15 protein-coding genes and 1 tRNA gene are annotated in these 15,013 nt (G+C 66.3%); 4 read left to right on the forward strand and 12 right to left on the reverse strand.

Features of this window, described 5'->3' with window-relative positions; all coding sequences use genetic code 11:
• The first annotated feature begins 468 nt into the window (after window positions 1-468).
• Entirely contained in the window at window positions 469-1,443 is a 975-nt protein-coding gene (locus GEV05_26565) for a tripartite tricarboxylate transporter substrate binding protein (GenBank protein MPZ46884.1), read from the forward strand.
• Window positions 1,444-1,558: 115 nt separating this feature from the next.
• Here GEV05_26565 and GEV05_26570 read toward each other — a convergent pair whose 3' ends face one another.
• On the reverse strand, window positions 1,559-2,521 hold the full coding sequence (locus GEV05_26570) for a tripartite tricarboxylate transporter substrate binding protein (GenBank protein ID MPZ46885.1): 963 nt from the start codon (window positions 2,519-2,521) through the stop codon (window positions 1,559-1,561).
• A 261-nt stretch (window positions 2,522-2,782) separates the two neighbouring features.
• Window positions 2,783-2,859 (reverse strand) — tRNA-Arg (locus GEV05_26575).
• Between the two features lie 207 nt (window positions 2,860-3,066).
• Between GEV05_26575 and GEV05_26580 the strand changes: the two genes are divergently transcribed.
• The 3 genes from GEV05_26580 to GEV05_26590 all read left to right on the forward strand — a co-directional run bounded on the left by GEV05_26580 (window position 3,067) and on the right by GEV05_26590 (window position 5,502).
• On the forward strand, window positions 3,067-3,951 hold the full coding sequence (locus tag GEV05_26580; protein ID MPZ46886.1) for an ATP phosphoribosyltransferase: 885 nt from the start codon (window positions 3,067-3,069) through the stop codon (window positions 3,949-3,951).
• A 57-nt stretch (window positions 3,952-4,008) separates the two neighbouring features.
• Window positions 4,009-4,596, forward strand: a complete 588-nt coding sequence (locus GEV05_26585; protein ID MPZ46887.1) for a cytochrome c5 family protein — start codon at window positions 4,009-4,011, stop codon at window positions 4,594-4,596.
• Window positions 4,597-4,671: 75 nt separating this feature from the next.
• The gene (locus GEV05_26590; GenBank protein ID MPZ46888.1) at window positions 4,672-5,502 is read left to right on the forward strand and encodes a symmetrical bis(5'-nucleosyl)-tetraphosphatase; all 831 of its coding nucleotides are present in this window, start codon (window positions 4,672-4,674) and stop codon (window positions 5,500-5,502) included.
• Window positions 5,503-5,621: 119 nt separating this feature from the next.
• On the opposite strand, the gene GEV05_26595 is transcribed toward GEV05_26590, so the two are convergent.
• The 10 genes from GEV05_26595 to aroQ form a co-directional block, all read right to left on the reverse strand.
• Window positions 5,622-6,557, reverse strand: a complete 936-nt coding sequence (locus GEV05_26595) for a carbohydrate kinase family protein (GenBank protein ID MPZ46889.1) — start codon at window positions 6,555-6,557, stop codon at window positions 5,622-5,624.
• Between the two features lie 130 nt (window positions 6,558-6,687).
• Window positions 6,688-8,136 carry an aminotransferase class V-fold PLP-dependent enzyme gene (locus GEV05_26600; GenBank protein ID MPZ46890.1) on the reverse strand — a complete coding sequence of 483 codons (1,449 nt, stop codon included), beginning with the start codon at window positions 8,134-8,136 and terminating at the stop codon, window positions 6,688-6,690.
• A gap of 41 nt (window positions 8,137-8,177) precedes the next feature.
• On the reverse strand, window positions 8,178-8,678 hold the full coding sequence (locus GEV05_26605; GenBank protein MPZ46891.1) for a thiol peroxidase: 501 nt from the start codon (window positions 8,676-8,678) through the stop codon (window positions 8,178-8,180).
• A 63-nt stretch (window positions 8,679-8,741) separates the two neighbouring features.
• Complete coding sequence (locus tag GEV05_26610; protein MPZ46892.1) at window positions 8,742-10,145, reverse strand: aminomethyl-transferring glycine dehydrogenase subunit GcvPA; 1,404 nt, start codon at window positions 10,143-10,145, stop codon at window positions 8,742-8,744.
• Between the two features lie 151 nt (window positions 10,146-10,296).
• On the reverse strand, window positions 10,297-10,686 hold the full coding sequence (gene gcvH, locus GEV05_26615) for a glycine cleavage system protein GcvH (GenBank protein ID MPZ46893.1): 390 nt from the start codon (window positions 10,684-10,686) through the stop codon (window positions 10,297-10,299).
• Between the two features lie 21 nt (window positions 10,687-10,707).
• Entirely contained in the window at window positions 10,708-11,484 is a 777-nt protein-coding gene (locus GEV05_26620) for a DUF3426 domain-containing protein (GenBank protein MPZ46894.1), read from the reverse strand.
• 3 nt (window positions 11,485-11,487) lie between these two features.
• Complete coding sequence (prmA, locus tag GEV05_26625) at window positions 11,488-12,381, reverse strand: 50S ribosomal protein L11 methyltransferase (GenBank protein ID MPZ46895.1); 894 nt, start codon at window positions 12,379-12,381, stop codon at window positions 11,488-11,490.
• A 30-nt stretch (window positions 12,382-12,411) separates the two neighbouring features.
• Window positions 12,412-13,767 (reverse strand): acetyl-CoA carboxylase biotin carboxylase subunit, encoded by a 1,356-nt coding sequence (gene accC / locus GEV05_26630; GenBank protein MPZ46896.1) that lies wholly within the window; start codon window positions 13,765-13,767, stop codon window positions 12,412-12,414.
• A gap of 10 nt (window positions 13,768-13,777) precedes the next feature.
• Window positions 13,778-14,248, reverse strand: a complete 471-nt coding sequence (locus tag GEV05_26635; GenBank protein MPZ46897.1) for an acetyl-CoA carboxylase biotin carboxyl carrier protein — start codon at window positions 14,246-14,248, stop codon at window positions 13,778-13,780.
• 170 nt (window positions 14,249-14,418) lie between these two features.
• Window positions 14,419-14,910, reverse strand: a complete 492-nt coding sequence (aroQ, locus tag GEV05_26640; protein MPZ46898.1) for a type II 3-dehydroquinate dehydratase — start codon at window positions 14,908-14,910, stop codon at window positions 14,419-14,421.
• Between the last annotated feature and the right edge of the window lie 103 nt (window positions 14,911-15,013).

Here is a 15,013-nt window from a genome sequence, read left to right on the forward strand (position 1 = left end):
TCAATGTCACGGTGAACGAGATGCTCGCGGCGCTCGAGGAAGTTGCCGGCAAGGCGGCACGCGCACGCGTGCGCTTCGAGCGCAACGAGCGCATAGCGGCCATCGTGGCCAACTGGCCGGCTGGTGCCAGCGCGCCGCGCGCTGCCGCCCTCGGGTTGAAGCCCGACGCGTCGTTCGCGGACATCGTGCGCCAGTACATCGCGGACTGCGAGAAAGAACCGGACGCCAACCAGACCTTGAACGGACTTGGACGCTAGGCTGGCTGCGTGCGGGCCGCGTGTAGGTGCATCGGCGCCGATGTCGGATCGAGTCTTGTCATCGCCTTGATGTCGCCGCCGCCGCCGCGCGGTTGCGAGGGACGCAGGCGCTGCCTGCGAATATCATGGTGCGCGCGGGCAAATAAGCAAGCATCATACGGGCGTTGGAGCGCAAAGAGCGGAGTAACCAGACGAGAGGGGGGACGAAGCCATGCAGGTGAATCAGTGTACGCGTCAGCTCGCGATGGCATTCGCGATCGGCCTTTGCGTGCTGACCGCTACTGCGGCCACGCCCGCCTACCCGACCCGACCGATCCGCCTGCTCGTGCCGTTCCCACCCGGCGGCGGCACCGACCTGCTTGCGCGTGTGCTCGCCGAACATCTTTCGGGCGCAGGGAATCAAAACGTCGTGGTCGACAACCGTGCCGGCGGCAACACGATCATCGCCTCGGAGATCGTTGCGCACGCGCAGCCCGACGGCCATACCCTGCTCGTTCAGATCAACAATCTCACGGCCCTGCCTGCGCTCTCGCCCGGGAAGCGCACCATCTCGGTCAACGACTTCGAGCCCGTGACCCTGGTAGGCATCCTGCCTCACATACTTGCCGTGCACCACAGCTTCCCGGCCAGCAGCGTCAAGGAATTGATCGCGCTGGCCAAGAAGGCGCCCAAGAAATACACGTACGCTTCGGCGGGCATCGGCACGCCGGTGCACCTCGGCGGCGCGCTGTTCGCATCGATGGCGGGGGTGGAGCTGGTGCACGTGCCCTACAAGGGCGCCGCCGGCTACACCACGGCGTTGCTGGGCGCGCATGTCGACATGACGTTCGGCTCGGTACCCGCGCTGCTGACGCACATCAGGAAGGGCGCGGTGCGCGCGCTCGCGGCCACGACCGCAACAAGAATCAAGGTGCTGCCGGATCTACCGACCCTTGCAGAGTCGGGATTGGCGGGCTACAACATTGCGAGCTGGTACGGGATCTTCGCGCCCAAGGGCACACCGGACCGGATCGTGAATCAGCTGCAGGCCGAGATCGCGCGCGCCATCAAGACCAAGCCGGTTGCCACGCGGCTATCCGATTACGAGCTGATCGCCAATACGCCGGCGGAGTTCGTGACATTCCTGAAGCGGGATGCCGAAGTGACCACGCGCGTGATCACGCAGTCCGGGGCCAAGGCGAATTAGGCGAACCGCCCGTCGGCTTGCGCTGCCATCCCTCGTGACCAGGAGGGATGGGGCAGCAAGCACGACTGCGGAATCGAGCAGGAAACAGTCGCGGGTCAATTGCCGCAGGCGCCGATCATTGCGCCTTGATCCCCGCCGCCTTGAACAAGCGCGCATTGAGCGCGATCTCGTCGCGCACGAACTTGCTGAACTCGGCGGGCGTCATGGTCATCACCGTGTTGCCGAGCGTGTTGAGCCGGTCGCGCACGACGGGGTCCGCCATGGCGTCCGAGAATCCCTTGCGGATCTTGGCGACGACCGGCGCGGGAATACCTTGCGGCCCCCACAAGCCGAACCACAGCACGAATTCGAAATTGGGGACGCCCGCCTCCGCGATCGTCGGCACGTTGGGTAGCTGCGCGGCGCGCTTGGCCGAGGTCACCGCCAGCGGCCGCAGCTTGCCTGAGTCGAAATAGGGCTTGCCGGCGGACAGTGGCGTGAAGTAGGTGTCCACGCGCCCGGCGAGCAGGTCGGGAAAGACTTCGCCCGAGCCCTTGTATGCCACCATCGTGAAGTCCACCTTGGCCGCAAGCTTGAACTTCTCGGTGTTCAAGTGCGTGCCGCTGCCCAGTCCGGCGAACGCGAAGTTGATCTTGCGCGGGTTCGCCTTGGCATCGGCCAGAAATTCGCCGAACGTCTTCCACCTCGAGCTCGGATTGACGGCCAGAACGTTGGGCATCGCCACCAGCGGCAGGACGTCGATGAAGTCCTTCACCGTGTCGTAGGGCAGCTTGGCGAACATGGAGGGGGCGGCGGTGTGCGCGCCTGAATTGATGATCAGCGTATGGCCATCGGCGGGCGCGCGCGCAGCGATCGCGGAGGCGATCGAGCCACCCGCGCCACTGCGGTTGTCCGCCACCACGTTCTGGCCCCACAGATCCGTGACCTTCTGCGTGATGACGCGCCCAATGATGTCGGTTGCACTACCGGGCGGAAAGGCGATGATCACTCGTACCGGCCGTGATGGGTAGTTCTGCGCGCCGACCTGCAATGCGAACCCCATCAGCGCAGCCGCCGCGATGCACTTCATGATCTTCATGTCACTCTTCCTCCGTTGTCGGTTCGATTATGACAACCCGTTTTCCGCCTCGACACTCCCGCGGCGCGAGCTCGATCCACGCTGCCTTCGCTTGCCGCAGCGGCGGCAGGCGTCGTCGAACCGACGCCTGAGCCTGCGCTGACTGTCGGAGGAGAGCCTCAAGGGGTAAGCTGCTGATCCTCGACCGCCGCCGGTTCCTGACGTCTGGCGTCGGTGTCGTGCAGACGAGAAAGCCGGGCGATGTGCCCGGCTTTGAATGAGTGGCGCGCCCGAGACGATTCGAACGTCCGACCCCAGCCTTCGGAGGGCTGTACTCTATCCAACTGAGCTACGGGCGCAGGACTGAGGATGGTAGCCGGTTTGGCGGAACGCGTCCAACGGCCTGCGGCGGCGGCACGATTCGCAGTCAGGCTCTGCGTGAGCCCGAGCGCTCGCCCAGCGTCGTGCGCGGGCCGCGTTCACGCAATCCTGAGCGCTCACGATCCCGATCGCGGCGCGAGTCGGGATGGCATAATGCCACCCCAGTCATCGGCCGCAATCGAATCATGAGCAAATCCGAACCGTGCCTGCGCGTGGGCATTCCGAAAGGCAGTCTGCAGGACACCACACAGAAGCTGTTCGTGCGGGCCGGCTACGACCTGCGCATCTCAGGCCGCTCGTACTATCCGACCATCGACGACCCGGAAATCGAGTGCATCCTCATCCGGCCGCAGGAAATGGCGCGCTACGTCGCGCAGGGCATTCTCGACTGCGCGATTACCGGGCTCGACTGGATCCTCGAAAACGACGTGCAGGTGGAGCAACTCGCCGATCTGCGCGCGCCGTGGCCGAACTACGGCGTGGTGCGCTGGGTCATGGCATCGAAGGAGGATTCGCGCTTTCGCGGTGTCGAGGATCTCGAGGGCAGGCGCATCGCCACCGAAGCGGTCGGCATGACGCGCCGATTTCTCGCTCAGCACGGCGTGACCGCCGTCGTAGAGTTCTCCTGGGGCGCAACCGAGGTGAAGCCGCCGATTCTCGCCGACGCGATCGTCGACGTGTCCGAGACCGGCGCGTCGCTGCGTGCGAACGACCTGCGCATCATGCACGTCGTGCTGGAGAGCACCCCGCGCTTCATCGCCCACGGCGCGGCGCTTGCCGATGCCTGGAAGCAGGCGAAGATCGAGCGGCTGCTGATGATGCTCCAGGGCGCGATCGCGGCGGCGACGCGCGTGCTGCTGTCGATGAACGTGCCGCGCGCGCAGCTCGATCGCATCGTCGGGATCCTGCCGGCGCTCGCGACCCCGACCGTGTCGACGCTCGCCGATCCCGAATGGGTCGATGTCAGCACCGTGGTCGACGAAAAGAACGTCCGCGACCTCATTCCCCGTCTATATCAGGCGGGCGCACGCGGCATCATCGAGCTGCCGATCAACAAGATCGTCGAGTAGGTCGAAGCGACGCTTCTCGCTATAATCGCTGGTTTTTGGGATTCCCGGGGCAAGTGCATGGCAGCGCCAGAGCTCGACGATCACATCGAGGAACATTCCTCCTTCATTCGCACACCAAAGCAGCTTCTCACCGTTGTCGTTCTGGCGTTCGTGGTCCCAATCGCGGTGCTCGTTATGCTTGCGATCTTCGCAAGCGACATCGGCAAGTACGACGAAAACCACCCCGGAATGACGGGCGAGGCAATCGCCCAGCGCATCAAGCCCGTCGGACAGGTGCGCGTGGCCGAGGCAGGCGCCAAGGGTGAGCCTGCCCCCGCGGCGCCCGCAGCCGCTGCGGCCCCGGCCGCCGCGCCGGCACCCGCTGCGACCACGCCTGGCGCCGCCACTCCGACAGCAGCCGCAGCCGGTGATGGCAAGGCAATTTACGACAAGGTCTGCATGGTGTGTCATGCCACCGGCGTGGCAGGTGCACCGAAACCCGGCGACAAGGCGGCATGGGCGCCGAGGATCAAGCAAGGTATGGATGTGCTGTACGCTTCGTCGCTCAAGGGCAAGGGTGCCATGCCGCCCAAGGGGGGCGCCGTGCAGTTGAGCGATGCCGACATCAAGGCCGCGGTCGACTACATGGTGGGCCTGGTGAAGTAACCGGGCGCTCGCCGCCCGACAATCCAAAGGCGCCGAATCCTGTCTGCGCCTTTTTTGTTCCGCAACCGAACGCTCATGGCGACGTACGTCATCGGTGACATCCAGGGCTGCTTCGAGGCGCTCGAAAAGCTGCTCGATCGCATCGATTTCGACGCGGGCCGCGACCGGCTCTGGTTCGTCGGCGACCTGGTGAACCGCGGTCCCGACTCGCTCGCCACGCTGCGCTTCGTCAGGGATCTCGGCGACGGCGCGGTAACTGTCCTCGGCAATCACGACCTGCACCTGCTCACCGTGGCTAGCGGGTTCGCGCATCTGCATCGCGGCGATACGGTCGCGGACATCCTCGACGCACCCGATCGCGACGCGCTGCTCGACTGGCTGCGCCGCTGCAAGCTCATGCACGTCGACGAGGGCTGGGCGATGGTGCATGCGGGGCTGCTGCCGCAATGGAGCGTCGAGCGCGCGCATGCACTTGCGCGGGAAGTCGAAAGCGTCCTGGGCGGATCGGACTACGCCGATATGCTGCGGCACATGTACGGCAATCAGCCGGACGAATGGGACGAAGCACTCGAGGGCGACGACCGGCTGCGGGTGATCGTCAATGCGATGACGCGGCTGCGCCTGTGCACGCCGCAAGGCAAGATGGAGTTTCGCCACAAGTCCGCGCCGCGCCAGCTGCCGCCGGGCTATCTGCCGTGGTATGCGATTCCGGAGCGGGCGAGCGCCGGTCATCCGATCGTCTTCGGACACTGGTCGACGCTGGGATTGCACGCGGCCGAGGATGTGGTCGCGCTCGATTCGGGGTGTCTATGGGGCAACGCCTTGAGCGCGCTACGGCTGCACGATCGCAGAATCTTTCAGGTCGACTGCGCCGGCATGCGCGGCACCACCGCGCCGGAGGATTGAACCGCACCACCCCGTCCGCGACGCAGTCGCGTCCCGCCCCTCCTTGCCAAGGAGGGGAACGAAAAGTTCTTCCCCTCCTCGTCGAGGAGGGGTGGCACGAAGTGCCGGGGTGGTGTGACCTACCAGGGCGCGGCTCCGAACGCCTCTTTGTAGCGAACCTCGATCTCGGCGCGATCGAAGCGGTGGTTCTGCCCGCCGCGGCTCGCGATCTTGATGGCGCCGATGAGCGAGGCCACGCGGCCCGTGGTCGCCCAGTCCATGCCGCGCGCGATGCCGTACAGCAGGCCGGCGCGATAAGCATCGCCGCATCCGGTCGGGTCGACCACGGCGCCAGGCTTCGCGCTCGGAATCGCGAGCTGCCGGCCGCCGGCGTAGATGGTCGAGCCGTCGGCCCCGCGCGTGAGTATCAAGGCCTGCACGCGCTTGGCGAGCGCCTCCAGCGATTGACCGGTGCGCTCCTGCAGCAGCTGCCCTTCGTAATCGTTCACCGTCACGTAGGCGGCCTGATCGATGAAAGCGATCAGCTCCTCGCCGCTGAACATCGGCAGGCCCTGTCCTGGATCGAAGATGAACGGAATTCCGGCTTGCGCGAGCTCGCGCGCGTGCTGGAGCATCCCGTCGCGACCGTCCGGCGCGACAATACCGAGCGCAATTCCGGCGGCATCGGTCACGCTGTTCAGGTGCGAGAAGTTCATCGCACCGGGATGAAAGGCCGTGATCTGGTTGTCGTCGAGATCAGTGGTGATGAAAGCCTGCGCGGTAAAGGTCTCCTCGACCCGGCGCACGTGGGTGGCATCGAGGCGAAGCTGCGCCAGGCGCTCGAAATACGGCTGCGCGTCGCTGCCCACCGCCGCCATGATCACCGGCTCGCCCTCGAGCATGGCGAGGCTGTAGGCGATGTTGCCGGCACAGCCGCCGAACTCGCGCCGCATGTCCGGCACCAGGAAAGCGACATTCAGGATGTGGATCTTCGCGGGCAGGATGTGATTCTTGAAGCGGTCGTGGAACACCATGATGGTGTCGTAGGCCATCGAGCCGCAGATCAGGGTACGCACTGGGAATCCGTTCTTCGCGTGGGGGCGGAAGGATTATAGCGAACGCAGGTTTGCTGTCGCCCCGACTCACATGTGAAGACTGCCGGAAGGCGCCGTTGCTCCGGATTCCCGTTTCCGCGGCAATGACGAGCTACTTCGTGCGCCAGGCGAGGTCGAGCTCGCGCGCCGCGCGCACTTCGTCCAGTCGCCGCACGGGCAGCGTATGGGGAGCGGTCTTCACCAGCTGCGGGTCGGTCTCGGCTTCCTGCAGGATCTCCTTCATCGCGCTCACGAAGGCATCGAGCGTCTGCTTCGACTCGGTCTCGGTCGGCTCGATCAGCAGGCACTCCGGCACCAGCAACGGGAAATACGTGGTCGGTGCGTGAAAGCCCTTGTCGAGCAGGCGTTTCGCCAGGTCCATCGCGCTCACGCCGGTGCGCTCCTTCAAGCGTTTGAGCGTGACGATGAACTCGTGGCTCGCGCGCCGCTGCGGAAACGCCAACTCGAAACCGGCTTTGGCAAGCTCGCTCATGAGGTAGTTCGCATTGAGCGTCGCGAACTCCGCTACACGGCGCGCACCTTCCTCGCCGAGCATGCGCGCGTAGACATAGGCGCGCAGCAGCACGCCGGCCTGGCCGATGTGCGCCGACAACCGCCCGATGCTTTGCGCTCGCTCCTGCAGGTCCAGCAGCCGATAGCGATCCGCCTCGCGCGCCACGATCGGCACCGGCAGATACGGCGTCATGTGCTCCGCAGCCGCCACCGGGCCGGCGCCAGGGCCGCCGCCGCCATGCGGTGTGGAGAAGGTCTTGTGCAAGTTCAGATGCAGCACGTCGAACCCCATGGCGCCCGGGTGCACCTTGCCGAGGATCGCGTTCAGGTTCGCGCCATCGTAGTAGAGCAGCCCACCGGCGGCGTGAACGATGCGCGCGATCTCACCGATGCCGCGCTCGAACACGCCGAGCGTCGAGGGGTTGGTGAGCATGAGCCCGGCGGTCTGCGGGCCGACCGACTGCGCGAGCGCTGCGACATCGACGTCGCCTTCGCGCCCGGTGCGGATCTCGCGCACGACGTAGCCGCACATCGTCGCGGTGGCGGGATTGGTGCCATGCGCCGCATCGGGCACCAGGATCTCGCGGCGCGCACGGTCGCCGCGCGCATCGTGATAGGCACGAATCATCGCCACACCCGCAGCCTCGCCCTGCGCACCGGCCATCGGCGCCAAGCTCACGGCGGCCATCCCGGTCCAGCGCGCGAGCATTTCCTGCAGCTCGTACACGCAGGCGAGAAAGCCTTGGCCGGTCTGCTCCAGCGCGGCGGGGTGCAAGGCGAGGAAGTGCGGCAGCAGCGCGGCCGCGTTGCAGGCGCGCGGGTTGTACTTCATCGTGCACGACCCGAGCGGATAGAACTGGGTGTCGATCGAATAATTGCGCTGCGACAGGCGCGTATAGTGGCGCACGACGTCCAGCTCGGAAACTTCGGGCAGCGCGGGCGGTGCGGTGCGAAGCTGCGCCTGCGGTATCGCGCTGGGAAGCTCGCGCGCGTGTGGCTGCTGGGCGCCGCTCGTGCGCCCGGGCTGCGACAGCTCGTGGATCAACATGCGGGATGCGGCGAGCGTGTCGCCACGATCGTCGCGCGCTGCTATTTCAAGGCCGCCAGCGCCGCCTCGTAGTTCGGCTCCTGCGCGATCTCCGGCACGAGCTCGGAGTACAGCACCTTGTTGTTTTCATCCAGCACGACCACCCCGCGCGCGGTGAGGGCCTTCAGCGCACCGTCCTGGATATCGACGCCGTACTTCTGATGAAAATCGCGCCCGCGCACGGTCGAGAGTGTCACGACGTTGCTGATGCCCTCCGCACCGCAGAAGCGCTTCTGCGCGAACGGCAAATCGGCGGAGACGACCAGCACCACGGTGTTGGGATGCGCGGCGGCGCGCTGGTTGAACTCCTTGGTCGATTTCGCGCACACCGCCGTATCCAGGCTCGGCACGGTCGAAATGACCTTCTTCTTGCCGGCGAAATCCTTCAGGCTCACGTCTTTCATGTCGTTGCCGGTGAGGCTGAAATCGGGCGCCGTATCGCCCTTTTGCAGAAACGATCCCCCGACATTGAGCGGATTGCCGCGTAGCGTGACGGTAGCCATGCTGGACTCCTGTGTGGTTGATTGTTGGAATTGCCGCCGGCCGATTTCGCGTGCGCAATCGAATCAGCGACCGGGCTCCAGTACGCCGGGCGCCGGCGCCAGACCCTTGTCGATGATGCGCGCGATCCGGCCGGCGTAATCGATCAGGTCCCACTCGCTCTTGGTCTCGGTGACGCAGACGAGAAGCCCGTCGCCGATCTCCGGATAGAAGCGCTGCAAACCGAGCCCGCCCAGTATGCCCTGCCCCTGCAGGGCCCGCAATACGTCCTCCACCGGCTCGCTCAGCGTGAGGACCGCTTCATGAAATACGGGACCTTCGAACGCACGGCACACGCCCGGCACGGCGCTCAGGCTTCCGAGCAGCATGAGCAAGCCGGCGTGGCAAGCCTGGGCGACGCGACGCAGGCCACCCGGCCCCAGCAATGCCATGTGAATGGTCGAGGCCGTAACCATGAGGCCCTGGTTGGTGCAGATGTTGGACGTCGCTTTGGAGCGGCGGATGTGCTGCTCGCGCGCCTGCAGCGTGAGCGTGAACCCGGGCTGGCCGGTCGCATCGAGGGTGCGCCCTACGATGCGGCCCGGCATCTGCCGCAGCAATTCCTTGCGGCACGTCATGAAACCGTAGTACGGACCGCCCGCGCTCAAGGCAATGCCGAGCGGCTGCCCGTCGCCGACGGCGATATCGGCCCCGCGTGCGCCCCAGTTGCCCGGCGGCTCGAGCAGCGCAAGCGCCAGCGGGTTCACAGCCGCAACCGTCAACGCGCCGTGCGCGTGCGCCCAGTCGGTGAGTGCATCGACCGGCTCGAGCACGCCGAAGAAATTGGGCTGGGGAACGACCAGCGCGGCCACCTCGCGCGCGTCCGATTGCGCCAGCGATTCGGGCGCGATGCAACCGAGGCGGCGGTCGTAGTCGAGCTCGATCAGCTCGATGCCCTGGTTGCGAACGATCGTGCGCACCGTGTCGCGATAAGCGGGATGGATCGTGCGCGGCATGAGTACCTTGCGTACCTTGCGCGCCGACTTGTGCGCCCGCACCGCCATCAGCACCGCTTCGCCCAGCGCGGAAGCGCCGTCGTAGAGGCTGGCGTTGGCCACCTCCATACCGGTCAGCGCCGTCATCATGCTCTGGTACTCGTAGAGCACCTGCAGCGTGCCCTGGCTCGCTTCGGCCTGGTAGGGCGTGTAGGAGGAATAGAACTCGCCACGGGTCGCGAGTTGCCACACCGCTGCCGGCACGTGATGCTCGTAGGCGCCGGCGCCGATGAAGTTGCGATAGCGCCCATCCTGTTCGATCCGCGCCTGCACGAGGCGCATGACTTCGGCCTCGTTCATTCCCTCGTACGCATCCTGAGCGGGCGCGACGCCGAGCTCGGGCGGAATCTCGTCGAACAGCGCGCCGATCGAATCCACGCCGATCGCCGCCAGCATGGCGCGGATTTCGTCTTCGGTGTGCGGAATGAACGGCATCCAGTGTCCTGAGTCAGAAGTTCGCCACCCCCGCGAACGCGGAGGTCCAGACGGGGTCTCGTTCTGGATTCCCGCTTACGCGGGAATGACGAATTACGACGAATTTGCGATTCACCACGCCAGCGGCCGGCAAGCGAGCGTTAAAGCCGCGTCATTCCTTGTCCGCCTCGGCAACTTTCTCGTATGCGGCCGCGTCGAGCAGCCCTGCGACTTCGCCAGGAGCGGAAAGTTTCAGCTTGAAGATCCACGCGCCATAAGCATCCTCGTTGATGCTCTGCGGCGCCGTGTCGAGCCGATCGTTGATGGCGATCACGTCTCCGGACAGTGGCGAATAAATGTCCGCCGCCGCTTTCACCGATTCGATGACGCCGCATTCTTCGCCCTGACCGAGGCTGCGACCCACTTCGGGGTACTGAACGAACACGATATCGCCGAGCTGCTCCTGGGCATGGAAGGTGATGCCGATCGTCGCCGTGCCGTCGGCTTCGATCCGTACCCACTCATGGCTCTGGTTGTATTTGAGATCCGCTGGTGTGCTCATGGCCCGTCTCCGGCGAGGGTATCAAGGATAGAACAGAAACAGCCGGTAGCCGGCGGGTCGCAGGTCGGCCGTATCGAGCGCCAGGCGCACTTCGATTTCGGCCAGCGCCGGCATTGCACTGCTTGCATCCGCCGCACCCGGCAGATAGTCCCGAGGCAGGAAGATGCGCCGTGCGATCGTTTGATCCTGCGCGTTGGTGAGCGTCAATTCGAGCGCCGGGCGCGCTACGTCGATCGAGCCGCGATTGCGCACCGTCGCGGTCAGCACGATGACGTTCGGGCGCGCCGGGTCGGCCTGCAGATCGGACGCCTCGATCGCCAGCAGATCGGGCCGTTCCGGCCACGCCACGGTGCAGCCGACAGCCGCACACATCCGCTCCAGCAGCGGCCGCGATGCGGGCCACGACGCGGCCAGCCGGTCGCGGAAGGCATACGCGAGCTGTGCCGCGAGCAGCAGCACGAGCACCGTCAGGGCGGCGACCCACAGGGCGCGCGCATGAGCCGTCCTCGCAGACGAGCGCGTGTCCGAGAGCTCGTCGTCCAGTCGCACCGACTCGCGCGGATCGATATCGAGCGTGCCTTGCTGCGGCATGCCGAACGCCGTCGCAGCAGCCGCAACGGCCGGCGGCTCGACCAGCAGCCCGGATGCCGGCTCGTCGGCCAGCGTCGCCAGGCTCTTGAACGCATCGAATACGCCGCTGCACTGGCCGCAGCGCACTTTGCCTTGCCGCTGCGTGAGCTGCTCCGGGTTCACGCGAAACGTGGTGGTGCAGGCCGGACAACTCGTCACCATGCTCATGGGCTACCTCTCCCTGCGCCGCCCGGCGAGCGCGATCCAGCCCTCGTCGCGTACCGGCGCGGCCATCTCGTACCAGGGGGCGTAGGCGGCGGCCACCTCGCGCTCCTGGTCTTCCAGAATGCCCGAGAGGACCACATGGCCGCCCGCACGAGTGGCCGCAGCAAGCAGCGGCGCAAGGGCGATCAGCGGATTGGCAAGGATGTTGGCGGCCACGACATCGGCATCGAATGCAGGCTCGCCGCCGGGTGCGGCGAACTCGGCAGCGACTCCATTCTGCATGGCATTGGCACGAGCGGCAACCAGCGCCTGCGGATCGATGTCGATCCCGCGTGCGCTGGCCGCGCCCAGCTTGAGCGCCGCAATCGCGAGGATGCCGGAGCCGCAGCCGTAGTCGAGCACCCGCTCGCCGCCGCGGATGTTGCGCGCGAGCCATTGCAGGCACAGGCGCGTGCTGGGATGGCTGCCGGTGCCGAAGGCCGCACCCGGGTCGAGCACGAGGTTGATCGCGTTCGGGTCCGGAGCGCGCTCCCAGGTGGGCACGACCCAGAGCCGCGACGTGATGCGGATCGGCTGGAATTGCGCCTGGGTGAGCCGCACCCAGTCCTGATCGTCGACGTCGGTCTGCGCCAGGTCGGCCGGAAGCTCGATCGCGCAGGCACGGCAGGCGCAAGCGAGTGCTTCCCCCGCATCCGCTTGCGTCGCGAACAGGACGTTCACGCGCGATCGTTCCCAGGGCCGCGCCACCGCGCCCGGCTCGGCGAAGGCTGCCTGTTCGAGCGGCGTGCCGCCGTGCGCGTCGGCGACGTCGACCGAGAGCGCGCCGGCCGCGAGCAGCGCATCGGTCAGGGCATCGACCCGATTGCCCGGAAGCGTGAAAGAGAGGGACCTGAAAGGCATGACATCACCGCCGCGTATCCTGGCGTGCGCTCAATCGTCGCGCGGGTAGTTCGCGAGCTTGTCTTCCAGGTAATGGATGCTGGTGCCGCCGGTGCGAAACGCGGCATCGCGCATCAGCTCCTGGTGCAGCGGCAGGTTGGTCTTGATGCCTTCGATCACGGTCTCGGACAACGCCACCTGCATGCGCGCAATGGCCTGATCGCGCGTATCGCCGTAGACGATGATCTTGCCGATCAGCGAATCGTAGTTGGGCGGGATGAAGTAGCTCACGTAGGCGTGCGAATCGACCCGGACCCCCGGACCGCCCGGCATGTGGAAGGTCGTGATGCGCCCCGGCGAGGGCGTAAATCGGAACGGGTCCTCGGCGTTCAAGCGGCATTCGATCGCATGTCCGCGCAACACCACGTCGCGCTGTTTCAGGCCGAGCTTCTCGCCGGCCGCGATGCGCAGTTGCAACTGCACCAGGTCGAGCCCCGTGACCATCTCGGTCACGGGATGCTCGACCTGGATGCGGGTATTCATCTCGATAAAATAGAACTCGCCGTCCTCGTACAGGAACTCGAACGTGCCCGCGCCTTCGTAGCCGATCTTGCGGCACGCCTCGGCGCAGCGCTCGCCGATCTTGGTGAGCACGCGCGCGTTGACGCCCGGCGCGGGCGCCTCCTCGATGATCTTCTGATGGCGGCGCTGCATCGAGCAATCGCGATCCCCCAGCCACAGCGCGTTCTTGTGCTTGTCGGCCAGCACCTGGATCTCGATGTGGCGCGGCTTCTCCAGGAACTTCTCCATGTACACTGCCGGATTGCCGAACGCCGCCTGCGCTTCCGTGCGCGTGGTCGAGACGGCAATCGGCAGCGCGGCTTCCGTGTGCACCACGCGCATGCCGCGCCCGCCGCCGCCCCCGGACGCCTTGACGATCACGGGATAGCCGATGGCGCGCGCAATCTTGGCGATCTCGTCGTTCGACTCGGGCAGCGCCGCGTCGTGCCCGGGCACGGTCGGCACGCCGGCTTTCTTCATCGCGTTCTTGGCGCTCACCTTGTCGCCCATCAGGCGGATGGTGTCCGGCCGCGGCCCGATGAAGACGAAGCCGCTTTTCTCCACCCGCTCGGCGAAATCGGCATTCTCGGACAGGAAACCGTAGCCCGGGTGGATCGCCTCGGCGTCGGTCACCTCGGCGGCGCTGATGATCGCCGGCACGTTGAGATAGCTTTCCGCCGGCGAGGCCGGTCCGATGCACACCGATTCGTCGGCGAGCTTGACGTATTTCGCTTCGCGGTCGACATCGGAATGCACGGCCACCGTCTTGATGCCGAGCTCGCGGCACGCGCGCTGGATGCGGAGCGCGATCTCGCCCCGGTTGGCGATGAGGACTTTTCCGAACATGTGAGCTCGATCAGCCGATGACGAACAGCGGCTGGCCGTACTCGACCGGCTGGCCGTTCTCGACCAGGATCGCCTTGATCGTGCCGGCCTGGTCGGCCTCGATCTCGTTCAGCAGCTTCATCGCCTCGATGATGCACAGCACCTCGCCGCCCGCGATCGTCTGGCCGACGTCCACGAACGGCTTCGCGCCCGGCGCCGAGGCGCGGTAGAAGGTGCCGACCATCGGTGCCTTCATGACGTGTCCGGACGGAAGTGCCGGGGTCGCTTCGGCCCCGGCCGAAGTCTCGGCCTCCGCTCCCGGCTGAGCGGCGACGGCGCCCGCAGGGGCGGGCGGCGCGGCCTGGACGCTCATGGCCGGGGCGGCGGGCATCGTGCCGCTGCGGCTGATGCGCACCTTTTCTTCACCCTCGGTGATCTCGAGCTCGGCGATCCCGGATTGCTCGACCAGGTCGATCAGCTTCTTCAGCTTGCGCAGGTCCATGCCAACCCTATATCCATCATCCAGATGGTGGCAGACGGGCCGCTCCCCTCTCCCCCCGGGAGAGGGGCTGGGGGTGAGGGAAGTCGTGCGCACGACGCATAATTTCCCTCACCCTCGGTCCCTCTCCCGAAGGGAGAGGGACGACAAGCATATCCGCGCGGCCTTTCCATCTACTGGGTTTCGCGCGCCGCGACGAATGCCAGCGCGGCCTCGTAGCCGTAAGCGCCCAGGCCGCTGATCACGCCCACCGCGAGATCGGAGAAATACGAGCGATGCCGGAAGGGCTCGCGGGCGAATACGTTCGACAGGTGCACTTCCACGAACGGAACCGCCACCGCCGCCAGCGCATCGCGCAGCGCCACGCTGGTGTGCGTGTACGCGGCCGGATTGATGATGATGAAATCGACGCTTTCGCGGCCGGCCGCGTGCACCCGTTCGATCAGCGCCGCTTCCGAGTTGCTCTGAAAGCTCGTCAAGCGGATGCCGGCTGCGGCCGCCTTCGCCGTCAGGCCCGCGTCGATTTCAGCGAGCGTGCTGGTGCCGTAATGACCGGGCTCGCGGCTGCCGAGAAGATTGAGGTTCGGACCGTGCAGGACGAGAATGTAGCGCGCCCGTTTGGTGACTGTTTTCACGGCGCGCAGCTGGCCCGAACTTTTTGCCATCGCGCAAGTTTGCAGCAGTTGGCGCCATTTTGTCCAGTTTTTGCGGCAAATCGGCGCGCCATCGAGACGCTTGGCGCATCGTGCCGCTCACAGCAGCCGGTCG

This window comes from Betaproteobacteria bacterium (assembly GCA_009377585.1).
Taxonomy (GTDB): Bacteria; Pseudomonadota; Gammaproteobacteria; order Burkholderiales; family WYBJ01; genus WYBJ01.